We start from the raw sequence: 6,622 nt of genomic DNA on the forward strand, positions 1-6,622 counted from the left end.
GAGCGCGACCGCGGCGCCCTCGGGGCTGGCGTAGGCGGTGCCCTCGGCCAGGGCCAGCTGGCCGTCGGGGACGAAGTGGCAGCCCGCACTGCTCGCCACGACGGTGCCGAGCCGGGTGCCGTTGCGCAGGACGCCCCGGGCGCCGCCGGGGTCGGCCGCCTCCAGGGTGAGGTCGGCCAGGTCCTGGCGGAAGGCCTCCATGCCGCCGAGCTGTTCGGCGTCCACCTGCCGCAGGCGGCGCTGCTCCAGCTCGGCGCGCAGGGCGTCGCGCTGCTCGACGGCGCGGACACTGTCTGGGGTGTCGCCCTGTGCCGCGTACGCGTTGAGCCACTGGTCCAGGGCCGTGGCCCGGCTCTCGAGCTCGGCGGACTTCAGGCTCTGCGGCGGGCTGGAGAGCAGCGGGGGCTTGGGCGCGCGGTCCTGCACGAGCACGGGTGCCCCCGTGCCCGGGCGCGGCGTGCGCTCGGGGCGGTCCTGGAGGGTGACGAGCCGGGTGGCGTCCCGCCAGGCCAGGACCTCTTCGAGCCCGTGGTAGTGGCCGCGCTCGTCGCGCAGGGTGTGCGCGCTGACCTCGACGGCCTGGGCCCACTCGCCGCTCTTGCGCAGCAGGACTTCGACCCGGGTGCCGTCCGGGCGCGGCTCGAGGTCGGCGACCGTCCACCGGCCGGCCCGCTGGGCGTAGGAGAAGTCCTTCCTCAGTGTGGCGAGGAGGGCGGCGGAAACGTCTCGTGCGACGGCATCCTGCTCGGCGACCGGTGCCGGGGCAGGGTCGGTCTGCTGCGGCTGGGCTGCGCCGTCGCCCGGTACCGCGACGACCTGGTCACGGGTGAAGACCAGGACGCGGCCGTCCGCGCTGGTGCCGGCGTACGAGTTGGCGTCGGCCAGTTCCACGGTGACCGTGCTGTACAGCTGCCGGGTGCTCGGCTGGCCGGTGGCGGCGTGTGCGGGGTGGTGCGGGTCGAGGATGCGGACCAGCTGGCCCACGGCGAGGGTGGGAGAGGCGCTCGGGTCGGCGGGTATCCAGCCCTGGGGGGCGGGCTGGGTGAGGTTGCGGCGGTCGTGGGCGGCGGCTTCGCCTTCCACTGTGCCGCCCTCGACGGAGGTTTCGAGCCGTCCGTGGAAGGCGGTCTCGGCGCCCAGGGTGCCGGAGAGGTAGACCGACTGGTGGAGTTGGACCTGGTCGGCGCCGATGGGGTTCCAGGCGACGTAGACCCGCAGGCCGCTGGCTTCGTCGCCGACCTGGACCTTCACCAGCTGGTCGGTGCCGCGGGTGTCCTTGGCGATGACCGTGCCCAGGACCGGAACAAGGGCCGGGCCCGCCTCGTGCCGCTGCGCCTCGCTTCCACCCGGGGCGGTGGTGGCCGTCTCGGGGGCGGGGACACGCAGGCCGGGTTCGCTGGCGAGGCTGTGGCGTGTGCGGTCGGCGTCTTCCTTGGCCGCGAAGACGGCTTCAACGGGGTCCTGGTCCTGGTAGCGGATCCAGACGACGTCCCCGTCTGTGCGGTCCACGACGGCCCAGCGTCGGCCGGTGTCCGTGGCCCGGGCGATCACCTTGAACGACGACGCCGACGCGGCGGATTCCGGTGCCTCGGCCGCGGGCGGCGCGTCACTGGCGGCGGGGGGCGGTGTTGCGGGGCCCTGCTCCCTCTCGATGGCGACGTCCTGGCCGGTCACCGCTGCGGTGGACGGCTCCTGCTGCTCGTTGAGGAGCGGGGCGGCGGCGAAGAACGGCGTTCCGGTGCGGATGCGGTCGATGTTCTTGCCGGTGACGGCGTCCTGGACGTCGACGACGCCGCGCGGTGCGAACGTCAGCCGGACGAGGACGGGTTGTGTGATTGCCTTCTTGCGTCCGGCTGCCCGGCCGCCCCACCACAGGGTGCCGTCAGCCCCGGTCAGGGCATTGGTCTCGGGCGGCTTGAGCGCGGTGAACGTGTCCCGGTCAGGGGCCGTCTGCGTCGTGCCGTCTGCGGTGGTGGGCGTCGTCTGAGTCTGCTGCTCGGTCGCGTCCGGTGTGTCCACGGCGGCTTCCTCTCCGCTGCCGTCTGCGGCGGACGGTGTGTTCGGTGCTTGCGGTGCCTGGGGTGCCTGGTCACCGGCGCTGGGCGCGGCGGCAGGACGGGGCGAGGTCTGCGGGTCCGGCGAGGCCGCACTGCTCGGGCTCGGTGCCGTCATCGGTACGAAGCCGCTGTTGAGGGCCGCGTCGAGTTCCTCGTCGCTGGCCACGGGCAGGTGGGGCTGGTCCTGCCCCTCGCGGCGGATGATCTGACCGGTGACGACCGCCTGGGTGCGCTCGTCGTCGGTCCTCACGAGCAGCGCGGTGCCGTCGAGCTCCGCGACTTCCCCGTCGAGGAGGCTTTCTCCGTCCTCGCTCCAGAAGGTGACTCGGTTGCCGGGTGAGAAGTCGCTGACCTGCCATGCGCGCAGGTAGATACCGTCCGGCTCCTGCATCGGGTCGTCGTCGCGGGTGACGTCGAAGATCCAGCCGAGCGAGCCGGCGTCCAGGATGTCGGTGGCGCGGGTGACCGCGACGTAGGCCAGGCGCAGCTGCTCGTCGTCGGGGATCGTGTCCCAGTCGATGCCGCCGCTGGCGCTCTCCTTGGGGCCACGGAAGTCCCCGGCGATGCGGACGCGCTGCGACTCCATGCCCTTGGCCTTGTGCGCGGTGGACACCAGGAGGTCATGGGGCGCGGCCTGGTCGACGACCTGTCCGCCGTTGTCGCTGGCGGGGGCGGTGTAGTGGTCGGTGATGTACTGCTCGACCCGCTCGCGCAGCCGGTGGCGCTCGGCCTCGGTCGCGGAGGTGGCGGACTTCCTCGGCGGCGGGAAGCTCCACCGCTTGGCGTCGCCGTCCCATCCGAAGCCGACTCCCTTGCTCTTGAGCCACTCCTTCGTGGTCCGGAAGTTGCCGTCGCCGTGGGCGAATTTCACGTACAGGCGCTCGCCGTCGTCCTCGACGAACGGGCGCGGCATCCGCACGGACTCCAGCAGCGCGTCGAGCTCGTCGCTGTGCCGCTCCATCAGTTTGAACATGGAGTCGAGCTGCTTGAGTTCGGGCTCGCTCTCGGCGGTCTCCAGGATCTCGTCCCAGGCCATGCCGTTGAAGCGGGCCAGTTCCTGATGGCTGGTGCGCTCCCCCTCGCGCAGCGCTTCGGCGGCTTCCAGGAACTTCCGCAGGTCGGCCAGTCCCCCGGACACCGCGACCTTGCGGCCCGCCCGCAGGCCTTCGACGGCGCCGAGGACCACGCCCGCGTTGGTGCGGGCGATGAGCATCGTCTCGTCGCCCGGGGCGATCTCTTCGAGGCGGGAGGTCTTGCGGTCCCAGCCCGCCAGCCGCATGCGGGTGCCGCCCAGGCGCAGGAAGCGGTTGCCGATGTCGGCGACGGCATCACCGAACCGGAAGGTCTGGGTGAGCGTGCAGGTCGCGTCCGCGGGCAGGCGTCCCAGGGCGTCGGTCGCTCCCCTGAATCCGTAGATGGCCTGGTTGCTGTCGCCGACCGCCACGACCTGGATGCCGGCTTCGCGGACGTTGGCGACGATCGACTCCATGACCGGGTTGACGTCCTGTGCCTCGTCCCAGAACAGCACGTCGGTGTCGGGGACCCGGCCGGAGAGCGCCCACATCTTGACGGTGTGGTCGAAGGACAGCGGGAGATCACGGTCCTTGTTGATGGCCTTCGGGTCGGTGAGGTTGTCCCACATCTCCTGGGCGAGGGGCCGGATCGCGGCGAAGATCGCATCCCGGTTGTGTGCGATGCCGTCCGGCAGGTGGTGGACGGCGAAGTCGTTGTCGGCGGATTTCACCCATTCCGACAGCAGCCGGTTGGCCAGGTACGCGGCCCGCTGCGGGATCAGCGTCTCGCCTCCGGCCCGGATCCGGGAGCGCCAGCGCATCCGGTCGGCGAGCTGCTGCTCGTTGAGCTTCGGCCAGTTCAGCCGGGTCAGCAAAGCCTCGTCGACCATGCTGTTGGCGTAGGCGTTCGCGGTGGTCGGGGTGAGGTTACCGCTGTACTCGCCGCGCTGCTGCGCCTCGATCGCCTCATCAGCGACCGACCGGTTGAAGGCGAGGTACAGGATCCGCTGGCCGGGCATGCGCCGCGACAGCATCTTCAAGGTGGTGGACTTGCCGGTGCCGGCCAGGGCCATCACCCGCAGGTCCAGGCCGCGCCGGGCAGCGGCCTCAATGATGATTTCCTGCTCGGCGGTGGGCGGGTAGTCCTCCCCGGCGGCGGCTGCCGCCACGATCTCGGCCCACCGGGCATCGGTGTAGGCGCCGGGCTTCGCGCGCGGCAGATCGTCCACGCTGGTGACGGCGCCCTGGGCCTCGTTGGGGTCGAGCCGGTAGCCGGCGGCCCGCTCACGCAGGATCTGCCCGCGGGACGGCTCGACCAGGTTGCCCTGGGCGTCGAACTCCGGCTGCGGCACCCACCCTTCGGCTTCCTCGCGCTGCAGGCCCCAGCGGCGCCGCTCGGCGCGCAGCCGATAGGCCAGCGACAGCGCATCGGTGGCGTCCCCCAGCGCCTCGATGGTCTCGTCAAGGTCATCAAGGGTCATCGCGTCGATCGCCATGACGTGCGCTGCCTGGCCCTGGGACGGCTGGCCGAGAGGTGGCCGGACAGGGGCGGTGCGCTTTTCCTGCGCCGCCGCCGTGTCATCCGCGGCCCCGGCAACTGCCTCGCGTGCTGGTGCGGTGGGCGCGGGCGTGGCCGTCTCGGCCCTATCGGCGGCTTCCGCTTCCTGCTTGGCCTCAAGGCTCTCGAAGACGGGTATCTCGCGGCCGCGCGCCGACAGCAGCGCCCGCAGCGTGTTGATCTTCTCGGTGCGGGTTTCGTACGTCAGGTTCTTCGGCATGGTGTGCTGGGACGAGCCGTGCCGGCGGTGCACCGCGTCCACCCCGTTGCGCCGGTTGAAGCCGCGCGGGCCGCCGGCGACTTCGAGCGCGAAGACGAGCTCGCGGTACTGCTCGCTGGCTCCCCAGACGTTGCTGTGGTCGGGGTGGTGCTCGATCCACACGTTCAGCCACGTCTGGTTGCTGGGCACGTCGTTGAGTTCGGCGTGCGCTTCGACCAGGTGGCGGACGGAACGCTCGATGGTGTCGTGGCCCTTGATGGGGCTGTCGTCGCCGTACAGGGTCTTGTGCTTGCCCTGGTTGTAGGTGCGGTTCTCGACCGAGCCGATCTTCCGGTTGCCGGGCCCGTAGACCACGGTGCCGGGGTAGGCGCTGACCTGGTGGTAGTCGGGGAAGCCGGGCACGGGCACGGCGCCCTCGGGCAGTTCCCCCTCGGGCGCGGCCGCGGGCTGGTCGAGCCCGAGCTCGCGGGCGCGGGCCTCACGCTCCTCGCCGGTGGCGACCCACTCGTCGTAGGACTGGACGACCTGCGCGACCGCGCCGGACACGGTCTCGAACGGATGCTTCGACGTCCAGTTCTCGATGGTGGTGGCGGCGTATCCGCCGTCGGGGCGGGTGACGACGGAGCCGATGGCCTCGCCGTCCAGCAGCACCGGGGCCCGCAGGAACTGGCCGTCGGCCGCCAGTTCGCCGACGGTGACGCGTGCGAGCAGGGCACGGGCCACCTCCTGGCCGCCGAGCCGCATGGCGTCCCAGATCGAGACCGGGGTGTCGTCCCCCCGGTCCTGGACCGGGGCGGTGAGGCCGGTCGACGCGCCCGGCTGCGCCGGCTCCTGCGCCGTAGCCGCAGAGACGCCGTCGGCCTGTTCGGTCGCATCGCCCGCGGACTGGGCTTCATCACGCGGGAGTCCGGCGTCGGAGGTGTCCAGGCCCAGCTGGCCCTCCGGCACTGTTCCGCTGTCCTGCGCGACTGGTGTCGGGGCACGGTCGAAGTCCTCGGGGCGCATCTGCGTCCAAGGCCGGCCGACCGACGTCTGCTCGGCGGATTGCGGCTCAGCGGCGGGCGCGTCAACGGGGCTCTGCACGTCTTGCGTCGGCACTGCTGTAACCGTCAGGCGCGCGGCGGCCAGGTCGACGTCCGCAAGCTGTGCCGCCCAGTGCTCCATCACCTCGACTCCGGCGCGGGCCCGCTCGGGCATCACGTCCACACCGTCCGCACTGGCTACCTCCGCCAGGTGGACGAGGGCGTCGCGCGCCGAGAGGACCTGCTCACGGAGCTTCGCCACCGGCGTGGGGCGGGACTCGATCGCCTCGGAGGCGGCGGAGACGGCCCGCATGCTGCGCATCAGCTCGTCGTGGCCGATGAAGGGGAAGGACACCCCGTTGGTGGGGTGGTCCAGTGCCGCCAGCAGGGCGGGCCGAGCCGCACGCGCAACGATGGTCTCGGGGAGCAGGGCAAGGTCGCCCACGGCTTCCCGCAGGGGCCCGGTCTTCGCTATGGCCGCGCTCAGGTGGTAGCTGACGGACGCGCCCTGGCGCGTCCCGTCGACGGTCACCGAGCCGTCGGCGTCCCGGCTGAGGCTGGCCACGGTGAACGCCGGGGTCCAGCTCTCCGAGGTGAGCCGGCCGTCCTGCGGAGCGGGCAGTCGTACGACTGCTCCGGGCCCGATCTGCGTCCAGGCACCGCCGCGCCAGCCCTCAGGGATGACCGCGTGGAGGTCGTCTTCGCGGTCGATCGCGTACCGCTCCGCGTCGCTCTTGCGGTCCATCGCACCC

The 6,622-nt window shown here is 72.1% G+C and carries 1 protein-coding gene; it reads right to left on the reverse strand.

Annotated elements, in window-relative coordinates:
* The coding region (locus P3H78_RS32590; protein ID WP_276112795.1) for a UvrD-helicase domain-containing protein at window positions 1-6,622 on the reverse strand (6,622 nt) is incomplete at both ends.

This window comes from Streptomyces tropicalis (assembly GCF_029269835.1).
In the GTDB taxonomy this organism is placed as follows: domain Bacteria; phylum Actinomycetota; class Actinomycetes; order Streptomycetales; family Streptomycetaceae; genus Streptomyces; species Streptomyces tropicalis.